This window comes from Sphingomonas sp. SRI_018 (assembly GCF_057586275.1).
Genome location: NZ_JBYCZO010000004.1, coordinates 14,846 through 35,533, shown reverse-complemented (window position 1 = coordinate 35,533; position 20,688 = coordinate 14,846). Strand labels below are relative to the sequence as shown.

The 20,688-nt window shown below is 70.1% G+C and carries 19 protein-coding genes; 7 read left to right on the top strand and 12 right to left on the bottom strand.

Annotated elements, in window-relative coordinates; all coding sequences use genetic code 11:
• Positions 1–116: 116 nt before the first annotated feature.
• Positions 117–752 carry a TetR/AcrR family transcriptional regulator gene (locus AC2YHA_RS16970; protein ID WP_406693761.1) on the bottom strand — a complete coding sequence of 212 codons (636 nt, stop codon included), beginning with the start codon at positions 750–752 and terminating at the stop codon, positions 117–119.
• Between the two features lie 123 nt (positions 753–875).
• Here AC2YHA_RS16970 and AC2YHA_RS16965 point away from each other — a divergent pair, with 123 nt between their 5' ends.
• Together AC2YHA_RS16965 and AC2YHA_RS16960 are read left to right on the top strand one after the other, a co-directional pair.
• Entirely contained in the window at positions 876–3,233 is a 2,358-nt protein-coding gene (locus AC2YHA_RS16965) for a TonB-dependent receptor (protein ID WP_487402564.1), read from the top strand.
• A gap of 92 nt (positions 3,234–3,325) precedes the next feature.
• A complete protein-coding gene (locus AC2YHA_RS16960) occupies positions 3,326–4,588 on the top strand; it encodes a spinster family MFS transporter (RefSeq protein ID WP_233784852.1) in 1,263 nt (420 codons plus the stop codon).
• On the opposite strand, the gene AC2YHA_RS16955 is transcribed toward AC2YHA_RS16960, so the two are convergent.
• From AC2YHA_RS16955 to rpmI, 8 genes are all read right to left on the bottom strand, one after another.
• On the bottom strand, positions 4,585–6,111 hold the full coding sequence (locus AC2YHA_RS16955; protein ID WP_487402563.1) for a peptide chain release factor 3: 1,527 nt from the start codon (positions 6,109–6,111) through the stop codon (positions 4,585–4,587). The genes AC2YHA_RS16960 and AC2YHA_RS16955 overlap by 4 nt on opposite strands.
• Positions 6,112–6,154: 43 nt before the next feature.
• Entirely contained in the window at positions 6,155–7,357 is a 1,203-nt protein-coding gene (locus AC2YHA_RS16950) for an MFS transporter (protein ID WP_487402562.1), read from the bottom strand.
• A 54-nt stretch (positions 7,358–7,411) separates the two neighbouring features.
• Positions 7,412–8,287 carry an aldose 1-epimerase family protein gene (locus tag AC2YHA_RS16945; protein ID WP_487402561.1) on the bottom strand — a complete coding sequence of 292 codons (876 nt, stop codon included), beginning with the start codon at positions 8,285–8,287 and terminating at the stop codon, positions 7,412–7,414.
• The gene (gene pheT, locus AC2YHA_RS16940; RefSeq protein ID WP_487402560.1) at positions 8,280–10,631 is read right to left on the bottom strand and encodes a phenylalanine--tRNA ligase subunit beta; all 2,352 of its coding nucleotides are present in this window, start codon (positions 10,629–10,631) and stop codon (positions 8,280–8,282) included. The genes AC2YHA_RS16945 and pheT overlap by 8 nt, the downstream gene beginning before the upstream one ends.
• On the bottom strand, positions 10,628–11,704 hold the full coding sequence (pheS, locus tag AC2YHA_RS16935) for a phenylalanine--tRNA ligase subunit alpha (RefSeq protein WP_233784847.1): 1,077 nt from the start codon (positions 11,702–11,704) through the stop codon (positions 10,628–10,630). Before pheS ends, pheT begins: the two co-directional genes overlap by 4 nt.
• Positions 11,701–12,198: a GNAT family N-acetyltransferase gene (locus tag AC2YHA_RS16930; RefSeq protein ID WP_487402559.1), complete on the bottom strand. Its 498-nt coding sequence runs from the start codon at positions 12,196–12,198 to the stop codon at positions 11,701–11,703. Before AC2YHA_RS16930 ends, pheS begins: the two co-directional genes overlap by 4 nt.
• Before the next feature lie 84 nt (positions 12,199–12,282).
• Complete coding sequence (gene rplT, locus AC2YHA_RS16925) at positions 12,283–12,648, bottom strand: 50S ribosomal protein L20 (protein WP_233784845.1); 366 nt, start codon at positions 12,646–12,648, stop codon at positions 12,283–12,285.
• A 14-nt stretch (positions 12,649–12,662) separates the two neighbouring features.
• Positions 12,663–12,866 carry a 50S ribosomal protein L35 gene (rpmI, locus tag AC2YHA_RS16920; protein WP_097062249.1) on the bottom strand — a complete coding sequence of 68 codons (204 nt, stop codon included), beginning with the start codon at positions 12,864–12,866 and terminating at the stop codon, positions 12,663–12,665.
• 155 nt (positions 12,867–13,021) lie between these two features.
• Between rpmI and AC2YHA_RS16915 the strand changes: the two genes are divergently transcribed.
• Positions 13,022–15,172, top strand: coding sequence for an AsmA family protein (locus AC2YHA_RS16915; protein WP_487402558.1), 2,151 nt, complete (start codon positions 13,022–13,024; stop codon positions 15,170–15,172).
• A gap of 40 nt (positions 15,173–15,212) precedes the next feature.
• Positions 15,213–15,623, top strand: coding sequence for a VOC family protein (locus AC2YHA_RS16910; protein WP_233784843.1), 411 nt, complete (start codon positions 15,213–15,215; stop codon positions 15,621–15,623).
• 34 nt (positions 15,624–15,657) lie between these two features.
• Here the strand turns inward: AC2YHA_RS16910 and AC2YHA_RS16905 are convergent, their stop codons facing one another.
• Genes AC2YHA_RS16905 through tsaD form a run of 3 tightly spaced genes read right to left on the bottom strand, consistent with a single transcriptional unit; the run spans position 15,658 to position 18,187 of the window.
• Entirely contained in the window at positions 15,658–16,191 is a 534-nt protein-coding gene (locus AC2YHA_RS16905) for a DUF1697 domain-containing protein (RefSeq protein WP_487402663.1), read from the bottom strand.
• A complete protein-coding gene (locus AC2YHA_RS16900; RefSeq protein ID WP_487402557.1) occupies positions 16,191–17,165 on the bottom strand; it encodes an NAD(P)H-dependent glycerol-3-phosphate dehydrogenase in 975 nt (324 codons plus the stop codon). Before AC2YHA_RS16900 ends, AC2YHA_RS16905 begins: the two co-directional genes overlap by 1 nt.
• Complete coding sequence (tsaD, locus tag AC2YHA_RS16895) at positions 17,162–18,187, bottom strand: tRNA (adenosine(37)-N6)-threonylcarbamoyltransferase complex transferase subunit TsaD (RefSeq protein ID WP_487402662.1); 1,026 nt, start codon at positions 18,185–18,187, stop codon at positions 17,162–17,164. Before tsaD ends, AC2YHA_RS16900 begins: the two co-directional genes overlap by 4 nt.
• A 63-nt stretch (positions 18,188–18,250) precedes the next feature.
• Between tsaD and hemC the strand changes: the two genes are divergently transcribed.
• The 3 genes from hemC to AC2YHA_RS16880 are packed head-to-tail and all read left to right on the top strand — an operon-like array spanning position 18,251 to position 20,677.
• On the top strand, positions 18,251–19,135 hold the full coding sequence (gene hemC / locus AC2YHA_RS16890) for a hydroxymethylbilane synthase (protein ID WP_487402556.1): 885 nt from the start codon (positions 18,251–18,253) through the stop codon (positions 19,133–19,135).
• A complete protein-coding gene (locus AC2YHA_RS16885) occupies positions 19,132–19,764 on the top strand; it encodes a uroporphyrinogen-III synthase (protein WP_487402555.1) in 633 nt (210 codons plus the stop codon). The genes hemC and AC2YHA_RS16885 overlap by 4 nt, the downstream gene beginning before the upstream one ends.
• Before the next feature lie 31 nt (positions 19,765–19,795).
• Positions 19,796–20,677 carry a hypothetical protein gene (locus AC2YHA_RS16880; RefSeq protein WP_487402554.1) on the top strand — a complete coding sequence of 294 codons (882 nt, stop codon included), beginning with the start codon at positions 19,796–19,798 and terminating at the stop codon, positions 20,675–20,677.
• Positions 20,678–20,688 lie beyond the last annotated feature (11 nt).

Sequence of the window (20,688 nt, the reverse complement as noted above, 5' to 3'; positions counted from 1 at the left end):
CCGGCAAAGGCCGGGGTCCACCGTGCGGCAAGCATTAGCAAGAGTCTCAAGCGGCGGTCGCTGCTGCCTGGTGGACCCCGGCCTTCGCCGGGGTGACGATGGAGGAACTGGGGCCGCTAGGCTCCGATCCCCCGCGCCAGCATCTCCGCCACCGTGTCGGCAAGCTCGTCGGGCGCCACATCCTCCGCCCACACGCCGTAGCGCAGGCCGAGGAACACGTTCATCCCCATCACCGCCCAGGCATGAACCTCTCCCACGCCGGGGCGGAGCTCGCCCCGCGCCACCGCCGCCTCGAGCCGCTGGCGGATGCGCTCGGCGGTAGTCGCGTAATGCGCCCGGAAGCTTTCCGGATCGACGAACTCGGCCTCGTCGATGATGCGGTAGATCTCCTTGTGCTCGCGCACGAAGGCGATGAACTGGGCGAGGCCTGCACGCTCGGCGGCGATACCGTCCTTGGCGGCGCGGATGCCGGGGGCGACATGGTCGCGCACCTGGTTCGACATGTGCCGTACCAGTGCGCGGAACACTTCGTCCTTCGAATCGAAATAGGTGTAGAAGCTGCCGAGCGCGACGCCGGCGCGGCGCGTGATCCCGCTGATCGACGCCTCGTGGAAGCCCTTCTCACCGAACTCGGCGGCGGCGGCGTCGAGGATCGCGTTCAGCGTCCGCCGCCCGCGCTCGGTGCGCGGCGCCTTGTCCGCGCTGGTCGCGTCGATCGGCCGTGCCGCCGCGGGTACGCTGTCCCTTGTCACCGGCCCATCATCCCATCCTCGCCCGAATTTCCAAAGTTGAAACTTGGTTCAACTTTCAGTAAAGCGGAAAGCGCACCGGCACAACCCGTCGACGAACGGGGTGCCTCCAGGGAGAGGTTTCGCATGATCCGCACGCCGTCCGTCCGCACGCTTGTCCTGTTCGGCACGAGCCTCGCCGCGCTCGCCGCAGCACCGGCATGGGCGCAGGAAGCGCCTTCGGTCGCGGACGAGCAGGCCGCCGAACCCGCCAGCGACGCGGACATCGTCGTCACCGCCCGCCGCCGCGAGGAATCGCTGCTCGACGTGCCGGTCGCGGTCACCGCCTTCACCGCCGACAAGCTCGCCAAATCGGGCGCGATCGACATCACCGACCTCCAGAACACCGTCCCCAACACCACGCTCAAGGTGGCGCGCGGCACCAATTCGACGCTATCGGCCTTCATCCGCGGCGTCGGCCAGCAGGATCCTGTGCCGGGGTTCGAATCGGGCGTCGGCATCTACCTCGACGACGTCTATCTGAACCGCCCGCAGGCGGCGGTGCTCGACATCTACGACGTCGAGCGGATCGAGGTGCTGCGCGGACCGCAGGGCACGCTCTATGGCCGCAACACCATCGGCGGCGCGGTCAAGTACGTGACGCGGCGCCTGCCCGACGATCTCGAGGTGAAGATCAAGGGCACCTACGGCAGCTACGACCAGCTCGACGGCATCGTCAGCGTGTCGGCGCCGATCGGGTCGATGTTCAAAGTCGGCGGATCGTTCGCGCGGCTGACCCGCGACGGTTTCGGCCGGAACCGCAACCTCGGCATCGACAATTACGACAAGGATATCTGGGCCGGCCGCGGCACGGTCGAGTTCGAGACGCCCGACGAGCGGCTCTTCATCCGCCTGACCGGCGACTATACCAAGGACAAGTCGTCGCCCCGCAACGGCCACCGGCTGATCCCCGGCCTCGTCTCCGGCCTGCCGGTGCTCGACGACGTCTATGACACCATGGCCGGGCTCGCCAATCCGAAGCAGGATATCGAGGCGGGCGGCCTCTCGCTGTCCGCCACCGCCAAGCTCACCGACACGCTGACGCTGCGCAGCATCAGCGCGTGGCGCAAGGACAGGTCCTACACGCCGATCGACTTCGACTCGAACCCGGCGGCCGATGTCGACGTGCCGGCGGTCTACCGCAACGAGCAGACCAGCCAGGAATTCCAGTTGCTTTACGCCAGCGACAAGCTGAACGGCATCGTCGGCTTCTACTATCTCGGCGCCAAGGCCGAGACGCGGTTCGACGTGCTGCTATTCACCACGGGCGCGGTGTCGAACCTGCCGGGCCTCGACGGCTTCACCGCGGGCGAGGTCGCGACCGAGACCTCCTCGGTCTATGCCGATTTCACCTATGACTTCACGCCGCAGATCAGCCTGTCGCTCGGCGGCCGCTACACCTGGGACGAGCGCCAGAGCCACATCTACAAGGCGAACCTGCTGAACGGTCCGAGCAGGTTCTTCGGCGGCTCGCCCACGGTTCTCGCCGTCGCGACCGATTTCCGTGGGCGCGCCCGGTTCAAGCGCTTCACCCCACGCGCTTCGCTCAGCTTCAAGCCGACCGAGGATCACATGCTCTACGCCTCCTATTCGGAAGGCTTCAAGGGCGGCGGCTTCGACCCGCGCGGATCGGGAACTTCGGCCCCCAAGCCTCCGACGCAGCCCGCCCCCACCTATCAGGAAATCTACGATTATCTCTCCTTCGATCCGGAGACGGTGAAGAGCTACGAGATCGGCTGGAAAGGCGCAGCGTTCGACCGGCGGCTGACCTGGGCGCTCGACGGCTTCTACTCCAAGTACAGCGACGTGCAGGTGCCGGGCTCGGTCGGCTGCTTCATCGGCACCACGCCCAGCTTCTGCGGCATCACCACCAATGCGGCGCGCGCGACGATCAAGGGCATCGAGTTCGAGGGCAACGCCGTGCTGGCGCGCGGCTTCGCGGGCGGGGGATCGTCGTTCAGCCTGGCCGGCACGCTCGGCTACATCGACGCCAAGTATAAGGAGTTCATCGGCCCGACCGGTACCGACGTCGCGGATTACCGCTATTTCCAGAACACCCCCAAATGGACCGCATCCGGCACCGCGACGCTCAACCTGCCGGTGGGGCCGGGGCTGGTGACCGCGAACACCACCGTCTCCTACCGCAGCCTCACCCATCAGTTCGAGACGGCGAGCCCGTTCCTCGACCAGCCGGGCTATACGCTGTGGGATGCCGGCATCACCTATGCCTGGGGCAACTATTCGATCGGCATCTACGGCCGCAACCTAACCGATGAGCGATACAAGACCGGCGGCTACCAATATATCCGCGTCAATCCCGAGACCGGCGTGCCGATCCTCAGCCCGACCGGCAACTACCAGTCGTCGCTGGGCCTGGATGGCATCGCCACCGCCTTCTACGGCAATCCGCGCCAGGTCTTCGGCAGCTTCACGATCAAGTTCTGAGCGGGTCAACAGGGGGCAGGGCCGGGTTTCCGTTGACACGGACGCCCGGCCCTCGTCCTATGCCGATCAAAGATTTGAGGGGAGGGTATGGAATGGCCGACCGGACGACGAGCCCCGGCTACGCACGGCTGGTGCTGGCCATGCTGCTGCTGGTCTATATCTTCAACTTCCTCGACCGGCAGATCCTCGGCATCCTGGTCGGGCTGATCAAGAAAGACCTCGGCCTCACCGACACCCAGCTCGGCCTGCTCGGCGGCACTGCCTTTGCATTGCTCTATTCGACGCTGGCGATCCCTCTGGCGCTGGTCGCCGACCGCACCAGCCGGAGCTGGGTGATCACGATCAGCCTTGCGGTATGGAGCGGCTTCACCGCGCTGTGCGGCACGGCGACCGGTTTCACCCAGATGTTCCTCTATCGCCTGGGCGTCGGCGTCGGCGAGGCGGGCGGCGTCGCGCCCAGCTATGCGATGATCTCCGCCTATTTTCCGCCGGAGCGGCGCGCGCGCGCGATGGCGATCTATTCGCTCGGCATTCCGGTGGGGCTCGCCGCGGGCGTGCTGCTCGGCGCCTATATCGCCGCGCACGTCAACTGGCGGGTTGCCTTCTACACGGTCGGCGTCGCCGGCCTGCTGATCGCACCGATCTTCCGGCTGGTGGTGAAGGAGCCGCCGCGTGTCGCCGCGACCGGGCCGCAGCCGTCGGTGTGGCAGGTGTTCCCGATCATCGCCGCCAAGCCGAGCTTCTGGCTGATGGCCTTCGGCGCGGCGATGTCGAGCCTGGCAGGCTATGGCCTCGCCTTCTGGGTGCCGTCGTTCCTCGAGCGTAGCTTCCACTTCGATCTCGCCACCCGCTCCTATTATTTCGGGTCGTTGCTGCTGCTCGGCGGCGCGACCGGCGTGTTCCTCGGCGGCGTGCTCGCCGACAAGCTCGGGCAGGCCGACCGCGGCGCCTATGCCCGGCTGCCGGCGGTCGCCTGGGCGATCACCGCGCCGATGTTCGCGATCGGCTTCTGGTCGTCGTCGCCGGTGCTGGCGTGGCTGTTGTTCCTGATCCCCAACGCGCTCAACATCCTGTGGCTGGGGCCGATTGTCACCGCGGTCCAGCACCTGGTGCCGCCGCACATGCGCGCGACCGCCTCGGCGAGCTTCCTGCTCATCAACAACCTGATCGGGCTCGGCGCCGGCGCCTTCGTGATCGGCGCGATGAGCGACGCGATGAAGCCGATCTTCGGCGACGAGGCGCTACGCTACTCGGCGGTGGCGGTGAGTGGCTTCTATCTGATCGCGGCGGTGCTGGCGTTCGTCGCCGCACGGTTCCTCAAGAAGGACTGGGTGGAGGAGGCGGCAGCGGCCTAACGTTCCCGCGTCCCCGCGAACCGCACCTTCGGATAACGGTCGGAGATATATCCTACCTCCCACGCCGATTTGGCGAGGAAGACCGGATTGCCGTCGCGGTCCTTCGCCATCGCGCCCTTGTTGAGGTCCGCGAACTCCTTGAGGTCGGCCGGATTCTCCGCCGAAATCCAGCGCGCGGTGTCGTAGGGCGAGGGCTCGAGCGCCGCCGCGACTTTATACTCGGCCTCCAGCCGCGACAGCAGCACGTCGAGCTGGAGCTGTCCCACCACGCCGATGATCCAGTTGGAGCCGATCTCGGGATAGAAGACCTGGATCACTCCCTCCTCCGACAGGTCGTCGAGCGCCTTGCGCAGCTGCTTGGTCTTGGTCGGGTCCTTGAGCGCGACGCGGCGCAGGATCTCCGGCGCGAAGTTGGGAAGGCCGGTGAAGCGCACGTCGGCCTTCTCGCTCAGCGTGTCGCCGACGCGCAGCGTGCCGTGGTTGGGGATGCCGATGATGTCGCCCGGAAAGGCCTCGTCGGCCAGTTCCCGCTGCTGGGCGAAGAACAGGATCGGCGAGTGGATCGCGATCGGCTTGCCGTGGCCGGTCGGCACTAGCTTCATGCCGCGCTTGAAGGTGCCCGAGCACAGCCGCATGAAGGCGATGCGGTCGCGGTGCTGCGGGTCCATGTTGGCCTGGACCTTGAACACGAAGCCGGTGACGTCGCCGCGATCGGGCGCGACCGGTGCCGGCTCGGCCGGCTGCGGGCGCGGCGGCGGGGCGTGCTCGGCCAGCGCGGCGATCAGCTCCTCGACGCCGAATTCCTTGAGCGCCGAGCCGAAATAGACCGGAGTCAGGTCGCCGTGGCGATAGGCGTCGCCGTCGAATGTGGCATAGCCGGCCTGGGCCAGCTCGATCTCCTCGCGCACCGCCTCGGGCAGGGTCGGCGCCACTTCGACCTTGCCGAGGAACTCGCGGCTGTCGCCCTCGGGGCGGGCGATGCGGTCGGCGACGGGATCGTAGACGCCCTCGAAGGTGCCGCCCATGCCCACTGGCCAAGTCATCGGCGCGACGTCCAATGCCAGCACGTCGGCGATCTCGTCGAGCAGCTCGAACGGCGCGCGGCCCTCGCGGTCGACCTTGTTGACGAAGGTGATGATCGGCACCGAGCGCAGCCGGCACACCTCGAACAGCTTGCGCGTCTGGCTCTCGATGCCGCGCGCGGCGTCGATCACCATCACCGCCGAATCGACCGCGGTCAGCGTGCGGTAGGTGTCCTCGCTGAAATCCTCGTGGCCCGGCGTGTCGAGCAGGTTGAAGGTGATGCCGTCCTTCTCGAACGTCATCACCGACGAGGTGACCGAGATGCCGCGCTGCTGCTCGATCTTCATCCAGTCCGACCGCGCACGCCGCGCCTGGCCGCGCGCCTTGACCTCGCCGGCGAGGTGGATCGCGCCGCCCTTCAGCAGCAGCTTCTCGGTCAAGGTGGTCTTGCCGGCGTCGGGGTGGGAGATGATCGCGAAGGTACGGCGGGGAGAAGTCATCGCGGCCCCCTAGCGGCTTTGGCGCCGCGATGCGAGATTCGCGTCAGCAGGCGACGACTGGTCTGGCGGCGCCGCGCTCCGCCAGCACCGATACGCCCAGCATGGCGAGGCCGCCCAGCGCCAGTGCTGCGCCGACCCAGCCGGTCGAGGTCCAGCCCAGTCCCGCCGCGATCGCAAGCCCGCCGAGCCACGGCCCGAGCGCGTTGGCGACGTTGAACGCCGAATGATTGAGCGCTGCCGCCAGTCCCTGCGCATCGCCCGCGACGTCCATCAGCCGCGTCTGCAGCACGGTGCCCAGCGCCCCGCCCAGGCCGATCGCGAAGGTGCCGAGGCAAACCGACCAGAATTGGCCGGCAGCGAACGGCCATACTGCCAGCGCCAGCGCCGACCACAGCAGGATCGCCGCCGCGGTCGGCATCAATGCGCGATCGGCGAAACGCGGCGCGATCAGGTTGCCGGCGGTCATGCCGAAGCCGAAAGCGGCGAGCGCGATCGGAATGGCGCTTTCCGGCACGCGTGTCACCGCCAGCATCGTGTCGGCGAGATAGGTGTAGACCGCGAACAGCCCGCCGAACCCGATCGCGCCGGTGCCGAGCGTCAGCCACACCTGCGGCCGCGCCAGCGCGCTCAGCTCGCGCAGCGGACTGGCGTCGGGATCGGCACGGTCGGCGGGCGCGAACAGCAGGACAAGCAGCGCGGTCAGCAGCGCCAGCGCGGCGACGAGCGCGAACACCCATCTCCAGCCCACCGCCTGTCCGAGCCAATTGGCGAGCGGCACGCCGACGATCGTCGCGACGGTGAGCCCAAGCAGCACGCGCGCAACCGCCCGGGTCCGCATGGCCTGCGGCACCAGCCCCGCCGCGACCAGCGACGCGATGCCGAAATAGGCGCCGTGCGGCAGCCCGGCGAGGAAGCGGAATACCAGCATCGCCTGGTAGCTCCCCGCGATCCCCGACAGCGCGTTGCCGAGCGCGAACAGCGTCATCAGCACGACCAGCAGGGTCCGCCGCGGCAGCTTCGCGCCGAGCACCGCGATCGCCAGTGCGCCGACGACCACGCCGAGCGCATAGGCGCTGATCACATGGCCGGCAGTGGTCGGATCGATGCGGAGATCCTGCGCGAAGAACGGCAGCAGGCTCATCGTCGCGAACTCGGTCGTGCCGATCGCGAACCCGCCGACCGCCAGCGCGAGATGGACCAGGCCGACCGGGGCCGGCTTGCGAGTGATACCAGGTGTCGCGGACATCCCTTTTCACCTGGGGATGCTGCACTGCAGCGTCAATTGCGCGTCGCGCAAGCGTCAGCGCGTCAGCGTCACCTGCATGGCGAACGCCCTGCTCTCGCCTGGGGCGAAGCGGATGATGCCGGGCTTGTCCCAGATCTCGCCTTCATAGCCCGCCGGATCGGCATGGCCCCACCACGGCTCCACGCAGACGAACGGAGCAGCGGGCTTGGTCCAGACGCCCAGCCACTCGGCATCGGGGAAGCCGATGTCGAGCGCGACCGGGCCGTCGCCCTCATAGCGCAGGCGACGGCTCGCCGGATGATCCCAGATCAGCGCGTCGGCAGTGAACAGCTCGTCGTTGAGTTCCAGCGTGTCGCCGACGACCGGGCTCGGGCGCGCATCGGCAGTCATCAGGCCGCCGGGCGTGAGCTTGCACAGCGGCGCCGGCTCCGGCCGCTCGAAGACCAGCCGATGGCCCGCCCGCCCGCTCGCACCGGGCAGCGGCCAGCGGAAGGCGGGATGGAAGCCGAAGCTCGCCGGCATGTCGACCTCGCCGCGGTTGTGGACGGTCGCGGTCATCGTCAGCGTCGCGCCCTCGCCGACGAACGCCATGTCGAGCGCGAAGGCGAAGGGATAGATCGCCCGCGTCTCGGGACTGTCGGTCAGGCGGAAGTAGGCAGCGTCGGCGCTGCTCTCGACCAACTCGAAGCGGCTGCGGCGCGCGAAGCCGTGCTTCGGCATCGCGAACTCGCGGCCGTCCAGCCGGTAGACGTCATTGTTCAACGCCCCGACATTCGGGAACAGCAGCGGCGCGCGTCCGGACCACCAGGCCGGATCGCCGGAATGCATCAGCTCCTGGCCGCCATGCTGGCGAAGCCCGATGAGCTCGGCCCCGGCGAGGGCGATCTCCGCCTCGAACAGCTCGGTCGCGATGGAGACGGTCTCAGCCACGCAGGCTTGCTCCCAGCTTGGCCGCCGCGGCGATCACCTTGTCGGCGGTCGCCTTGAGATCGGCGTCGGTGAAGCTCTTCTCGACCGGCTGCAGCGTCACCTCGACGGCGAGGCTCACCTGCCCGTCCTTGACGAAGCGGTCGAACAGCCGCGCTTCGACGATCCGCTCCTTGTCGGCGCCGCGGATGGCACGGACGAGATCGCCCGCCGCGAGGCTCTCGGGCACCAGGAAGGCGAAGTCGCGCGTCACCGCCTGGAGCGCCGGCGGCGTATAGGCCGGGCGCATGAACCCCGACCCGCGCTTCGCCGGCAATGCGTCGAGATAGAGCTCGACCGCGGCGACGTCGCCGTCGAGGTCGAACGCCTTGGGCGTCGACGGATGCAGCATCCCGAACGCGGCGAGCACCGTCTTCGGCCCGAGCCGCAGCGTGCCCGACTGGCCGGGGTGCCAGGTCGCGCCTGCTTCGCCCATCACCTGGAGGTTGGCGACCGGCGCGCCGGCAGCGTCGAGCAGCGCCAGCGCCTCGGCCTTGGCGTCGAACGCGTCGAAGCCCTGTGCTTTACCGCTTGCCCAGCCGCGCGGGCGGCGCTCGCCGGCCAGCACCACGCCCAGCGTCGGCCGCTCGGCATCGGCGAGATAGCGCCGCCCGATCTCGAACAGGCGTACCGACGTCGCGCCGCGCTTGAGGTTGCGCTCGGCGGCGGCGAGCAGGCCCGGCAGCAGCGACGGACGCATCACCTTCATGTCCTCGCTGATCGGATTGGCGACGATCCATGGCGCCTCGCCGAACGGCGCGGCCTCGGCTTCCGAGATGAAGCTCCACGTCACCGCCTCGGCGAGTCCGCGCGCGGCGGCGCTGCGGCGCAGCTTGCGTTCCAGCTTCTGCGCCGGCGTGGCGGTCGGGCGGGCGACGCCGGGGACGCGCGGCAGCGGGATCGAGGGGACCTTGTCGATGCCTTCGATGCGGATCACCTCCTCGACCAGGTCGGCGGCGCCGTCGATGTCGCGGCGCCAGGTCGGCACCGTCACCTGCCAGCCGTCGCCGACGATGAAGCCGAGGCTTTCGAGGATCGCCCGCTGCCGCTCCGGCGCCACCGCGAGACCGCCGAGGCTTTCGGCGAGCGCCGGGTCGTAGGCGACGGTGCGCGGCTCGACCGGCGGCCGGCCGGCGCGGGTGACGCCGCTCGCCTTGCCGCCGCAGATGTCGAGCACGAGGCGCGTCGCGATGGCGAGGCCATCGTCGAGGAACGCCGGATCGACCCCGCGTTCGAAACGCTGCCGCGCATCGCTGGTGAGGGCGAGCTTCTGCCCGGTGCGGGCGATGCCCTCCGGATCGAAATAGGCGCATTCGATGGTGACGTCGGTGGTGGTCTCGGACACGCCCGAATGCTCGCCGCCCATGATGCCGCCGATATCGTGGACCGTCTCCGCATCCGCGATCACCGTCATCGTCTCGTCGAGCGCATAGGTCCTGCCGTTGAGCGCCAGCACCTCCTCGCCCGGCTTGGCCTTGCGGGCGCGGAGGTCGCCGCTGAGCTTCGCCTTGTCGTAGACGTGCAGGGGGCGGCCGAGATCGATCGTCACATAGTTGGTGATGTCGACCAGCGCCGAGATCGGCCGCTGCCCGATCGCGGTCAGGCGGCGGCGCATCCACTCGGGCGCCTCGCCGTTGGTGACGCCGGAGACGTCCTGGCCGTAGAAGGCGGGGCAGCCGGCGGGGTCCTCGATGGTGATGTTCGGGCCCGGGCCTTCGCCCGCGACCGGCTCCACCTTGAGCGGCTTCAGCACTCCCAGCCCCGCCGCCGCGAGATCGCGCGCGATGCCGCGCACGCCCATGCAGTCCTGGCGGTTGGGGGTGACGCTGATGTCGAACACCGGATCGGTGAGGCCGGCATAGTCGGGGAAGGGCGTGCCGACGGGTGCGTCCGCCGGCAGCTCGATAATGCCGTCGTGATCGTCGCCGAGCTCCAGCTCGCGCGTCGAGCACATCATGCCGTTGGAGGTGACGCCGCGGATCTCGGCGACCTTCAGCACCATGCCGTTCGCCGGCACCACCGCGCCCGGCATCCCGAACACGCCGACCAGCCCCGCGCGTGCATTGGGGGCGCCGCAGACGACCTGCAGCGGGCCCTCTCCCGCATCGACCGTCAGCACCTGCAGCTTGTCCGCCTGCGGATGCTTCTCCGCCGTCAGCACGCGCGCTACGCGGAACGCCGCGAGCCTGGCGCCGGGGTTCTCGACGCCCTCGACCTCCAGGCCGATGCGCGTCAGCGTCTCCGCCACCTCATCGGCGGAGGCGGGCGTCTCCAGATGCTCCTTGAGCCAGCCAAGCGTGAACTTCATGCCCCCACTCCTGCCGACAGCGTGGGCACGTCCAGCGCCGAGAATCCGTAATGCCTGAGCCAGCGGATATCGCCGTCGAAGAAGGCGCGGAGGTCATCCATGCCGTATTTCAGCATCGCCAGCCGGTCGATGCCGCAGCCGAAGGCGAAGCCCTGCCATTCGGCGGGATCGAGCCCGCAGGCGGCGATCACCCTGGGATGGACCATGCCGCTGCCCAGCACCTCCATCCAGCCATCCGATCCGCCGATCACGCGCTTGCCGTTCTGGACGGTGTAGCCGACGTCGACCTCCGCCGAGGGCTCGGTGAAGGGGAAGTAGCTGGGCCTCAGGCGCAGCACGATGTCGTCGCGCTCGAAATAGGCCTTGAGAAAGGTCTCCAGCGTCCATTTGAGGTGGCCGAGCGTGATGCCCTTGTCGATCACCAGTCCCTCGACCTGGTGGAACATCGGCGTGTGCGTCGCGTCCGAATCCGAGCGGTAGGTGCGCCCCGGCGCGATGATGCGGATCGGCGGCTTCTGGCTGGTCATCGCGCGGATCTGCACGGGCGAGGTGTGCGTGCGCAGCACCATCGGCCGCTCGTGCTCGCCGGCGATGTAGAAGGTGTCGTGCATCGCCCGCGCCGGATGCGTCTCCGGGATGTTGAGCGCGGTGAAATTATGCCAGTCGTCCTCGATCTCCGGGCCGGTGGCGACCGCGAAGCCCAAGTCGGCGAAGATCTCGGCGAGCTCGTCCATCACCTGGCTCACCGGATGGACACTGCCCGGCGCCGGCAGGTCGACCGGCAGCGTCATGTCGAGCGTCTCGCTCGCCAGCCGCGCGTCGAGCGCCGCGCGCTCCAGCACGTCCTTGCGCGCGGCAATCGCGTCCGTCACCGCCTCGCGCAGGGCGTGGATGCGCGGACCTTCGACCTGACGCTGCTCGGGGGTCATGCCGCCCAGCGTCTTGAGCAGCCCGGTCACCGCGCCGGACTTGCCGAGCGCATGCACGCGCACCGCATCGAGGGCGTCGAGGCCGCTCGCGGCGTCGATCGACGCCAGCAGGTCCGCGCGGAGCCGGTCCAGGTCGGTACTCATTTCGTCTCCCCTTGCGCCACCGTCAGCGACCAACAGATCATCGCGCCGTCCTCGGGATCGTCGCGCTCGCCGGTGCGTACGAATCCGTTGCGCTCGAGCACGCGCTGCGATGCCTGGTTGTCGATGCTCGTCTCCGCGGTCAAGCCGGCGATGCCATTTGCCCGCGACAAGTCGACGAGCGCCGCCACCGCCGCGCTGGCATGGCCGCGCCCCTCCCGCGCCGGCGCGGTGCCGTAGCCGATGTCGACACAGCCGGCGGCGTCCGGCGCCGCCTTGTAGCTGATGAGGCCCACCGCCTCGCCGTCCGCGACCATCATCCACGCCGAGGGCGTGTCATAGGACGGGCGGACCCGGGCCGCCATCCTGGCCACGACCGCCACGACCTCGGGCGGGGCCAGCCCGCCTTCACAGATGGGAGGCGCATCGGCTGGAGCGGGTGCATCGCCCAGCAGCCAGGCGAAGACGGCTTCATCGGCGGGGATCAGCGTGAGCATGTATGTCCGTCGGTTGGTGGTGAGCAAAACAAAGGGCGCCGGTGTTGCCACCGACGCCCCATGTCCCTTGCGCGCGTGCCCGGCTCAGGCGGCCTGGGGCAGCGCCGCCTTCGCCTGCGCGACGATGGCGGTAAAGGCCTCGCCCTCGTGCATCGCGATGTCGGCCAGCACCTTGCGGTCGAGCTCGATGCCGGCGAGCTTCAGCCCGTGCATGAACTGCGAATAGCTGAGCCCCTCGGCGCGCACGCCCGCGTTGATGCGCTGGATCCACAGCGCGCGGAACGAGCGCTTCTTCACCTTGCGATCGCGATAGGCGTACTGGCCGGCCTTCTCCACCGCCTGGCGGGCGATGCGGATCGTGTTCTTGCGACGGCCGTAATAGCCCTTCGCCTGATCCAGAATGCGCTTGTGCTTGGCCTTGGTGGTCGTGCCACGCTTCACTCGAGCCATGGTTCAGACCTCCCTTACTTGAGACCGTACGGCGCCCACGCCTTGACGTGAGCCACGTCGGCGTCGGCGAGCACGCTGGTGCCGCGGTTCTGGCGGATGTACTTGGCGTTGTGGCTGATCAGGCGGTGGCGCTTGCCGGCGACACCATGCTTGACCTTGCCGGTGGCGGTGAACTTGAAGCGCTTCTTCACACCGCTCTTGGTCTTGAGCTTGGGCATTTTCGTCTCCTTCGTATCGGCGACTTCAAGAACCGCCTCGGCAGCCCACACCGGCCGGGCGATTCGTCCATAAAATCGCGGAAGCGCGGGCGCATAACGGCAAGCGCCGGGAAAGGCAAGGGAACCCTTGCCGGCGCCTGAGGATTTCCACCGCCATGGCAGACCGGGATGCGCCGATCGCGGTGGCCGATGCCGCAACTCCTCCCGAGCCCTCAGCGCAGGCCCGGCCGGTCCGTACGCTCGGCACCCCGCTTGCCAGCGCGATCGCGGTCGCCACGACGCTGCTCGGCCTCGCCCTGCTCGCCTGGGCTGTCCTCTACGCCACCAAGGGCCGCTTCCTACGCGCGCCCTTCGAGCGCATCGTCGGCGGCGCGATCCACCGCGAGGTGAAGGTCGGCGGCGATTTCCAGCTCTATTTCGATCCCTTCGCGCTCAAGTTCGTCGCCGAACGGATGACGATCGCCAATCCCGGCTGGGCCGGTACGCCGCATTTCTTCAACGCCCGGCGGATCGAGGCGCGGATCAGCACGCCCTCGCTGATCTTCGGCAAGCGAAGGATCAACGTCCTCGCGCTGGACGAGGGCCATGTCGACCTCGAATGGGATGCGGCGGGCCGTCGCAACACCTGGACCTTCAGCGAGCAGAAGGGCGAGCCGCTCGAGCTGCCGCTGATCCGCCGTGCGGTGCTGTCCGGCACGCGGCTTCGCTACCGCAATCCCCGGATGCGGCTCGCCGCCGACATCGGCTTCCGCACGGTCGAGGCGCGCGATACCCGCTTCGCCAGCGCGATCCGCTTCGCGGGCGACGGCACCGCGCGCGGCACGCCCTTCACGCTGTCGGGTGCGCTGCTCTCCCCCAACGCCACCATCACCGGCGGGCAGAACCGGCTGGAGCTCCACGCCTCGGGCGTGCGGACCGAGGCTGACGTCACCGGCACCCTGCCCGGCGCGACCGAGATCGAGGGCGCCAACCTCCACATGAACGTGCGCGGGCAGAATCTCGCCGACATCTTCGCGCTCGCCGGCATCGCCGTGCCCGACACGCGCACCTATCGCCTGACCTCGGCCGTGACCAAGCGCGATGACGAGTGGCGCTTCACCGGGCTCAAGGGCCGGTTCGGCGACAGCGATCTCGCCGGCCGCATGACGATCCGGCTCGGCGAGCCGCGGCTGCTGCTTACCGCGGACCTCGCGACGCGCGTGCTCGACATCGTCGATATCGCGCCCTTCATCGGCTACAACCCCAACGCCGTCGCCGCCCGCGGCGCCGCCGCCACCGTCACGACGGTGCAGGGCCGCCCTCGCCTGCTGCCCGACGCGCCGCTCAGGATCGAGGCGCTCCGCAACTTCGACGCCAAGGTCGACTATCGGGTGAAGACGGTCCGCGCGAAGAGCTTCCCGGTCTCCGACATCACGCTCGGGCTCGATCTCGACAATTCGCTGCTGAAGCTCAGCCCGCTCAACTTCGCGATGGCGCGCGGCACCGTCAGCTCCGACATCATCATCGACGCGCGGCGCCAGCCGGTGTTCACCGACTATGACATCCGCCTGTCGCCGACGCCGATGGGCACATTGCTCGCCGGCTTCGGCGTCGAGGAATCGGGCACTACCGGCACGCTCAAGGCGCGGATCAAGATGACCGGCACCGGCAATTCGGTGCGCGACAGCCTCGCCACCGCCAACGGCCGCATCGCCGTCATCATGCCGAAGGGCACGCTGTGGACGCGCAACGTCCAGCTCAGCGAGCTCGACATCGGAACCTTCGTCCAGAAGATGTTCGAGAAGAAGCTTAAGGAACCCGTGCAGATCAACTGCGGCCTGATCGGCTTCACCGTCCGCAACGGCGTCGCCGCCGCCGATCCGATCCTGATCGACACGCGCAAGAACGTCGTGCTCGGCCGCGGCGGCTTCAGCTTCAGGAACGAGAGTATCGACCTGGCCGTCCGCGCCGATGCCAAGAAATTCAGCCTGTTCTCCGGTCAGTCGCCGGTCGCGGTCGGCGGCTATTTCGCCCGGCCGTCGATCGATCCGATCACGCCCGAGCTGCTCGCCCGCTCGGGAGCCGGTCTCGGGCTGGGTCTGGCCGCGAGTCCACTCGCGGCGGTGATCGCCTTCGTCGACATCGGCGACGCCAAGGCCGCCGACTGCGGCCCGGTGCTCGCCGGCGCCAGCGCGCAGGCGCAACGCACCACCAAGGGCAAGCCGCGCGACGACGTCGGCCAGGGCACCACCGCCAAGTCGGAAAGCGGCAAGAGCACGACACAAGAGCGCCGCAAGCAGCGCAAGAAGTTTCTCGGCATCTTCTGATCGGCTAGAATTACGTCTGCCCGACTCGGGGAGAGGTTCCATGGCCGAAGCACAAGCGCCGCTGACCGGCGTCACGCCGCATCTCACCATCCGCGATGGCCGCGCCAAGGAAGCTATCGACTTCTACGTCCGCGCGTTCGGCGCCGAGGAGCTCGGCCGCCATCCCGAGGAGAAGGGCGAGCGGCTGATGCACGCGCACCTCAGGATCAACGGCGGCGCGCTGCTGCTGAACGACGATTTCCCCGAGATGATGGGCGGCAACGCCGCACCGCCGCCAAGCGGCGTCACGCTGCACCTGGACGTGCCCGATGCCGACGCCGCCTGGGAAAAGGCGCTCGCGGCTGGCGCCAGCGTGCGCTTCCCGCTCGACAACCAGTTCTGGGGTCAGCGCTACGGCCAGGTCACCGATCCGTTCGGCCACGTCTGGTCGATCGGTGGTCCGCTGACATAGCTCCTGTGGAGGAGGCGGAACGGTTTCGCCGTCTCTACTGCTCCAGCATCGCGATCAGCTTCAAAATCGTGTTCCAGTTGCGCGCGGTCGTCGCCTTGGGGAACTTCGCCCTGGCCATCGCCTGCGGCAGCTTGGAATGGCCGATGTCGTCGGGATAGTCGACGTAGAGCTCGCGCCCGATCGCGTGCAGTCGCTCGGGCCCGTCGTAGATGGCGGCCACCGCGTCGATCAGCGCCGGATCGACGGGATCGCGGTGGAAAAACACCTGGAGATGATTGGGATGCGTCGCGGCCGCATCGGGGAAGGGATTGGCGGCCGCGATCGCGATCAGCTCGGCATGGCTGCGCAGGAACCAGTCGGTGTCGAGGCCCAGTGCTTCCTTCGCCGCAGCTGCGAGCTTCGTCTCCAGCCTCGCGGCATCCCGTTCCGCCGAATCGAAGACGGCATTGCCGGAGGCGAGCAGCGTCTTGACGTCATCCATGCCCTGATCGGCAAGGAAGGCCCTGAGATCGGCCATCGCCAGCTTGCGCCCGGCGTTGATGCCCTTGAGCAGCGCCGCCCAGCGCATCACGCTTCCTCCCTGAGCGGCCGCGACAGCAGCGCCCCCGCCACCTCCGCGACCGGCGCGCCTTCGAGCAGTGCGCACACCGCGGCCGCGATCGGCATGTCGACGCCGACCTCGGCCGCCGCCTCGCGCAGCACCGGCGCGGTGAAGGCGCCTTCCGCCACCGTCCTGCGGTCGGCGAGCAGCTCCGCGGCTGCCTTGCCCTGGCCGAGCCCGACGCCGAGGGTGAAATTGCGCGAATTGGTCGAGGTGCAGGTCAGCACCAGGTCGCCGAGCCCGGACAGACCGGCGAGCGTCTCCGCCCGGCCGCCGCGCGCCACGCCGAAGCGCGTCATCTCGGCAAAGCCGCGCGCGATCAGCGCCGCGCGCGCGTTGAGGCCGAGGTCCGCGCCTTCGACCACGCCGCAGGCGATCGCGAGGACGTTCTTGACCGCGCCGCCGATCTCGGCGCCGATCACGTCGTTCGAGGCATAGGGGCGGAAGGCCGGGCCGCCGAGGCGGTCGGCGAGCCGGCCGAGCAGCTCGCCGTCCTCGCAGGCTAGCGTGACGGCGGTCGGCTGTCCGCGCGCCACCTCGTGCGCGAAGGTGGGGCCGGAAAGGACCGCGACCGGCGCATGGGGATGCATCTCGCGCGCGATCTCGCCGACCAGCAGGCGGGTGCCCGCCTCGATGCCCTTGGCGCAGAGCACGAGCGGGGTCGCGCCGACATGCGCCTCGGCGAGCACCGCGCGGATATGCTGCGCCGGCGCCACCACCAGCAGCGCGTCCTGGCCAGCCAGCTCGGTGAGATCGCCCGTCGCGGCGATCGCGGGATCGAGATCGATGCCGGGCAGGAAGAGGGAGTTGCGGTGCTCGGCGTTGATCGCCTCGACCACCTCCGTCTCGCGCGCCCACAAGGTGACGGGCCTGCCCCCGCGCGCCGCGACCTGGGCGAGCGCGGTCCCCCAGGCGCCGCCGCCGATGACTCCGATCCTCATGCCTTCACCCCCGCACCCCGTACCTTCTCCGCGTCCGGATCGAGCGGCCAGCGCGCGCGGGCCGGTGTGTCGAGCGGATCGACCATGCCGGCGGCGAAGCGCTCCGCGCCCGCCCAGGCGATCATCGCGGCATTGTCGGTACAGAGCCACAACGGCGGCGCGACGAAGCGGACGCCGTAGTCGGCGGCCAGCGCTTCCAGCGCGACGCGCACGCTCGTGTTGGCGGCGACGCCCCCTGCCACGACCAGCGCCGTGATCTCGGGCACCGCGTCCAGCGCCCGGCGGGTGCGGTCGATCAGGCAGTCGACCACCGCGGCCTGGAAGGAGGCGGCGATATCCTCGACGCGATACTGGCCGACCACGCGTGCCACCGCGCTCTTGAGCCCGGCGAAGGAGAAGTGCGGCTCGCGCGAGCCGGCCAGCGGCCGCGGCAGCGGCACCGCGCGCGGATCGCCGGTCAGCGCGGCCTTCTCGACCGCCGGCCCGCCGGGAAAGCCGAGCCCGAGCAGCTTCGCCGTCTTGTCGAACGCCTCGCCGGCGGCGTCGTCGATCGTCGTCGCGAGCCGGCGGTAGGTGCCCGCGCCTTCCACCAGCAGCAGCTGGCAATGCCCGCCGGAGACCAGCAGCAGCAGATAGGGAAAGACGAGGCTCGGATCCGCGAGCCGGGGCGACAGCGCGTGGCCTTCGAGATGGTTGACCGCGATCAGCGGCTTGCCGCTCGCCAGCGCCAGCGCCTTGCCGGTGACCAGCCCCACCATCACCCCGCCGATCAGGCCGGGTCCGGCGGTGGCGGCGATCGCGTCGACGTCGGCGAGCGTGACCTCCCCCTCGGCCAGCGCGGCTTCGACCAGCGGTCCCAGCGCCTCGACATGCGCGCGTGCAGCGATCTCCGGCACCACGCCGCCATAGGGGCGATGCGCCGCCTCCTGTCCCGCCAGCTTGTGCGCCAGGACGCGGCGGTCGCCGGTGACGAGCGCCGCGGCAGTCTCGTCGCAGCTCGATTCGAGGCCCAGGATCAGCATCGCCGCCATGTAGCGATCGTGCCCGCGCTTGTCGAAGGGCGGCGGTTCGTCCAAGCGGGAACGATGAACAGGATTCGCCTCGGCACCCGCGGATCGCCGCTCGCGCTCGTCCAGGCGGGACAGGTGCGTGACGCGCTGGTCGCGGCGCACGGTTGCACGGTCGACATCGTGCCGGTGCGCACCACCGGCGACAAGGTGCAGGACCGCGCGCTCGCCGAGATCGGCGGCAAGGCGCTGTGGACCAAAGAGCTCGACCGCGCGCTGCTGGCCGGCGAGATCGACTGCGCGGTGCATTCGATGAAGGACGTCGAGACGATCCGTCCGGATGAGATCGCCATCGCCGCGATGCTGGAGCGCGCCGACGTGCGCGACCGGCTGGTGGGGGCGGCGTCCTTCGAAGCGCTGCCCGAGGGCGCGCGGATCGGCACCAGCTCGCCGCGCCGCGCGGCGCAGGTGCGGCGCATCCGCGGCGACCTGCGGCCGGTGCTGTTCCGCGGCAATGTCGACACGCGCCTCGCCAAGCTGGCGGCCGGCGAGGCGGAGGCGACCCTGCTCGCCGCCGCCGGGCTCGCGCGGTTGGGGCGCGACGACATTGGTGTGCCGATCCCGCTCGAGACGATGCTGCCCGCGCCGGCCCAGGGCGCGGTCGGGATCGAGGCACGCGCGGGCGACGGCGCGATGCTGGAGATGCTGGCGGCGATCGGGCATCGCGACACCGAGAAGTGCGTCCATGCCGAACGCGCGGTGCTCGCCGCGCTCCATGCCGATTGCCATTCGCCGGTCGCGGTGCTGGCGCGGATCGGAGCGGACGGGGTGGCGATCGACGCCGAGCTGCTTGCCGAGGACGGGAGCGAATCGGTGCGGCTGTCGGGGCAAGATCCCGACGCGCTGGCGGCGGCGCTGCTTGCCGCCGCGCCGGCCGCGATCGCGCGGTTGTTCGGGGCATGACGCGCCCGCTCGCGGTGCTGCGGCCGGAACCGGGGAATGCCGCCACCGCAGCCAGGATCGAAGCGGAGGGGCTGCGCGCGATCCGCCTGCCGCTGTTCGCCGTCGTGCCGGTCGCCTGGCGGGCGCCCGACCCGGCCGGCTATGACGCGCTGCTCGTCACCAGCGCCAACGCGATCCGTCACGGCGGGCGCGAGCTCGACCGCCTGCGGGGGCTTCCTGTCTATGCGGTCGGGGAGGCGACAGCGGCGGCTGCGCGATCGGCCGGTTTCGAGGTGCGGGAGGTTGGCGCGGCGGGCGTCGAGGCGATCGTCGCACGGTCAGGAGGCGCGCGTCTGCTGCACCTGGCGGGGCGCGATCGCGTGGATGCGGGCTTCGCGGCGGTCACCGTCTATGCCAGCGATCCGCTTCCCGTCGATCCGACACCGCTGCTCGGGAGCGTCGCGCTGGCGCATTCGGCCCGTGCCGCGGCCCGGCTGGCCGAGATCGCGCCCGATCGCGCTCGCATCGCGCTTGCCGCGATCAGCGGGACGGCCGCGGCGGCCGCGGGGACCGGCTGGGCCGCCGTGGCCGTTGCCGCCGCGCCCACCGATGCGGCGCTGATCGCTGCGGCGCGCGCGCTGGCCGATTGACGCGCGTGCCGCCGGTGCCGATAAGCCCGGCATGACCGGCGAGACCCCGTCCCTCGCGGCTCTGCCGCGGCGCCGCAGCGGCTGGCCGCTCGCGATCGCGCTGATCGCCGCCTTCGTGCTCGGCGTGATCGCAGTGATGTGGGCCGGTCCGGCGATCGAGCGCTGGCGCCGGCCCGCGCAGCAGCCGATCATCGTCGACCCTTCCGCCGCCGCGCCTTCCGTCCCGGCCGCGGTCGCGCCGATCACGATCGAGGGGCTGGCCGCGCGCGAGGCGGCGCTCGACATGCAGCTGCGCGCGATCGAGGCGCGCATGGCCGCCGCCGACGCGGCATCGCGCACCTCCGCCGGCAACGCCAGCCGGGCCGAGCGGCTGCTGATCCTGTACGCCGTGCGCCGCCGGCTCGATCGCGGGCAGAAGCTCGAGGGCTATGAGCCGCTGCTCCTCACCCGCTTCGGCGCCGACGCGGGATCGTCGGTGGCGACGGTGATCGCCGCCGGACGCTCGCCGGTGACGCTGGAGGACCTGCGCGAGGCGCTCGACGCGATCGCGCCGCGGCTCACCCGCGGCAGCCTCGACGACGGCGTCGGCCGGGCGCTGTGGCGCGAGCTCACCAGCCTGGTCGTGCTGCGGCACGAGACGACGCCGAGCCCGCGCGCGACCGACCGGCTCGCCCGCGCGCGCCGGATGCTCGACGCGGGCCAGGTCGAGGGTGCGCTGGCCGAGGTCTCGCGGATGCCCGGCGCCCCCGCGGCGAAGAGCTGGACCGATGCGGCGCGCCGCTACGTCGGCGCGCGCGAGGCGTTGAACGCATTGGAGCTGGTCGCGCTCGGCCCGGCCAAGGCGGCACCGCCGCCCCCGCCTCCGCCGGCAGCGGCGGAGCCCGAAACCGGCGCGACGACGCCGGCGATCTGATTAGGAGAGTT